Source organism: Mesorhizobium sp. M3A.F.Ca.ET.175.01.1.1, assembly GCF_004791945.1.
GTDB lineage: Bacteria > Pseudomonadota > Alphaproteobacteria > Rhizobiales > Rhizobiaceae > Mesorhizobium.
The window spans coordinates 1-2,809 of sequence record NZ_SRTP01000035.1 but is presented as its reverse complement, the minus strand read 5'-3'; the positions used below and the strand labels follow the sequence as shown (position 1 = coordinate 2,809).

General features: G+C 63.5%; 3 protein-coding genes. 1 reads left to right on the top strand and 2 read right to left on the bottom strand.

Features of this window, described 5'->3' with window-relative positions; genetic code table 11:
• Positions 1 to 317: formate--tetrahydrofolate ligase (locus tag EN818_RS30590; RefSeq protein ID WP_135906544.1), on the top strand; the 317-nt coding region annotated here is incomplete at its 5' end.
• A gap of 573 nt (positions 318 to 890) precedes the next feature.
• On the opposite strand, the gene glnT is transcribed toward EN818_RS30590, so the two are convergent.
• The gene (gene glnT / locus EN818_RS30585) at positions 891 to 2,195 is read right to left on the bottom strand and encodes a type III glutamate--ammonia ligase (RefSeq protein ID WP_095809614.1); all 1,305 of its coding nucleotides are present in this window, start codon (positions 2,193 to 2,195) and stop codon (positions 891 to 893) included.
• A 120-nt stretch (positions 2,196 to 2,315) separates the two neighbouring features.
• A partial coding sequence (locus tag EN818_RS30580) for a glutamate synthase-related protein (RefSeq protein WP_189523980.1) occupies positions 2,316 to 2,809 on the bottom strand: 494 nt, incomplete at its 5' end.

Here is a 2,809-nt window from a genome sequence, read left to right as displayed (position 1 = left end):
TCAAGCGCATCTACCGCGGCGACGAGGCGATCGCCGACAAGTCGATCCGCGACCAACTGCATGCCTGGGAGCAGGCCGGCTACGGCAAGCTGCCGGTGTGCATGGCCAAGACCCAGTATTCCTTCTCGACCGATCCCAACCTGCGCGGCGCGCCGACCGGCCACACCGTGCCGGTGCGCGAGGTCAGGCTGGCCGCCGGCGCCGGCTTCGTCGTCATCATCTGCGGCGAGGTCATGACCATGCCCGGCCTGCCCAAGGCGCCGTCCTCGGAAAAGATCTTCCTCAACGAGACCGGCCAGATCGAAGGCCTGTTCTAATTTAGGATCGGCTGACCTGACTGCCAAAGGGCGCCGCGGCAACGCGGCGCCCTTTTCGCATCCGAGACGCTCTGTCCCTCGTTCCAGACGGAGGCAGAACGATGGATTCGAACCGCTCGATGGTTGTGAGAGATGAACAGCTGCGCCTTGCGTTCGGCATCAAACGCGGGTCAGGAATGGGCGGATGTCGATGGCGCGGACGGATTGAGGCCGATTTGAACTCCCAAGGGAAGCCTCGGACTGGGAATTCCTTGGTGTCACCATGGGCTCTACCGATTGGCGGAAGGCCATCCGGTACCCCACGAGGCGATTGCCGTCAGAGCTGCAGCGGCCCTCAGCTTACCTTATCTCCGACATCCAAAGTGGACTGCAGGCCGAGTTTCCCTCACGCCTGGCGCGGTCCTCGGCCTTTCCAGATATATGGATCCTTCGGTTCGTGGTGGATAACGGCTTGTGCATTTGCTCCGGCTGAATGCCATCTTCGCGTGGGTCCATGCGCGAGAGGCGGTATTCAACGCAAATGCGGCGCCAAACGGCGCCGCATCCTGGAACATGTCTTGAAGGTGGGAGGACTTACACGTCCAGAGTGTTGTCGCGCTCCCATTGGGTGAAGTGCGATACGAAGGAGTTCCATTCCTGTTGCTTGAGCTTCAGATAGGCGGATGAGAACTCTTCACCCATTGCTGCCTTCAACGATTTGTCCTTGTCATAGGCGCGCAGAGCATCCAGCAGATTAAGAGGCAACTTGGCGCCGTGCTTGATGGTGTGACCTTCCTTGTACATGTCGACATCGCTGCGCGGCCCCGGATCGGCCTTGGAGCGGATGCCGTCGAGGCCGGCGGCGATGATCACCGCCTGCAGCAGATAGGGGTTGGCGGCGCCGTCCGGCAGGCGCAGCTCGAAGCGGCCGGGGCCGGGCACGCGCACCATGTGGGTGCGGTTGTTGCCGGTCCAGGTCACCGTGTTCGGCGCCCAGGTCGCGCCCGAGATCGTGCGCGGCGCGTTGATGCGCTTGTAGGAATTGACCGTCGGATTGGTGATCGCGGCAAGCGCCGAAGCGTGCTTCATGATGCCGCCAAGGAAGTGCTTGCCTTGTTCGGACAGCCCAAGGGGCATGCTTTTGTCGGCGAACGCGTTGGACTGACCTGCCAGATCCCAAACAGAAATATGGGCATGGCAGCCATTGCCGGTCAGCCCCTGGAAGGGCTTAGGCATGAAGGTCGCGCGCAGGCCATGTTTCTCGGCGATCGAGCGCACCATGAACTTGAAGAAGGAATGCTTGTCGGCCGTCGCCAGCACGTTGTCGAAGGCCCAGTTCATCTCGAACTGGCCGTTGGCGTCCTCGTGGTCGTTCTGATACGGGCCCCAGCCGAGCGACAGCATGGCATCGCAGATCTCGGCGATGACGTCGTAGCGGCGCATGACCGCCTGCTGGTCGTAGCAGGATTTTGACGCCGTATCGTATTCGTCTGAAATCTGCTTGCCATCCGGGGTGACAAGGAAGAATTCCGGCTCGACGCCGGTCTTGACCGACATCCCAAGTTCCGCAGCCTCGGCGACCAGCCGCTTCAGCGTGTTGCGCGGCGCCTGGGCGACGCTCTTGCCTTCCATGAGGCAGTCGGAAGCCAGCCATGCAACGTCCGGCTTCCACGGTAGCTGAATGACCGAGGACGCATCCGGCACCGCCAGCATGTCGGGATGCGCCGGCGTCAGGTCGAGCCAGGTGGCGAAGCCGGCAAAGCCGGCACCGTCCTTCTGCATGTCGGCGATCGCCTGCGCCGGCACCAGCTTGGCGCGCTGCCCACCGAACAGGTCGGTGTAGGAGATCATGAAATACTTGACGCCCCGTGCCGCAGCGAATTCCCGCAGATCGCTCATCCCGGCGTCTACATTCGTATCGACCATCTTGTTCATTGCGATTCCCCTGTGCGGCGCCAGACGATTTCTTTCTCTGGCGCCTCGTTGACGTTTTCGTTCTCTTGGGACGGCTGGCTGTCCTTAAAGACCTCCCTTCCCCGGGATCCAGCTGGTGCCGGCGAGCGGCACGCCGGCCATGGCGGCGGCTTCGATGGAGAGCGCGACGAGATCCTCGGGCTCGAGATTGTGCAGGCTGTTCTTGCCGCAGGCGCGGGCAATGGTCTGCGCCTCGAGCGTCATCACCTTGAGGTAGTTCGCCAGCCGCCGTCCGGCGGCGATCGGGTCGACCCGCTTCATCAATTCGGGGTCCTGCGTGGTGATGCCGGCCGGGTCGCGGCCCTCGTGCCAGTCGTCATAGGCGCCGGCCGTGCTGCCGAGCGCGTTGTAGTCGGCTTCCCAGCGCGGATCGTTGTCGCCGAGCGCGACCAGCGCCGCGGTGCCGATCGAAACCGCGTCGACGCCGAGCGCCAGCGCCTTGGCGACGTCGGCGCCGTTGCGGATGCCGCCGGAGACGATCAGCTGCACCTTGCGGTGCATGCCGAGGTCCTGCAGCGCCTGCACCGCCGGCCGGATGC

Bases quoted from the DNA above. Each gene is read 5' to 3' on its own strand.
- glnT (WP_095809614.1), bottom strand. From the start codon at position 2,195: ATGAGCGATCTGCGGGAATTCGCTGCGGCACGGGGCGTCAAGTATTTC.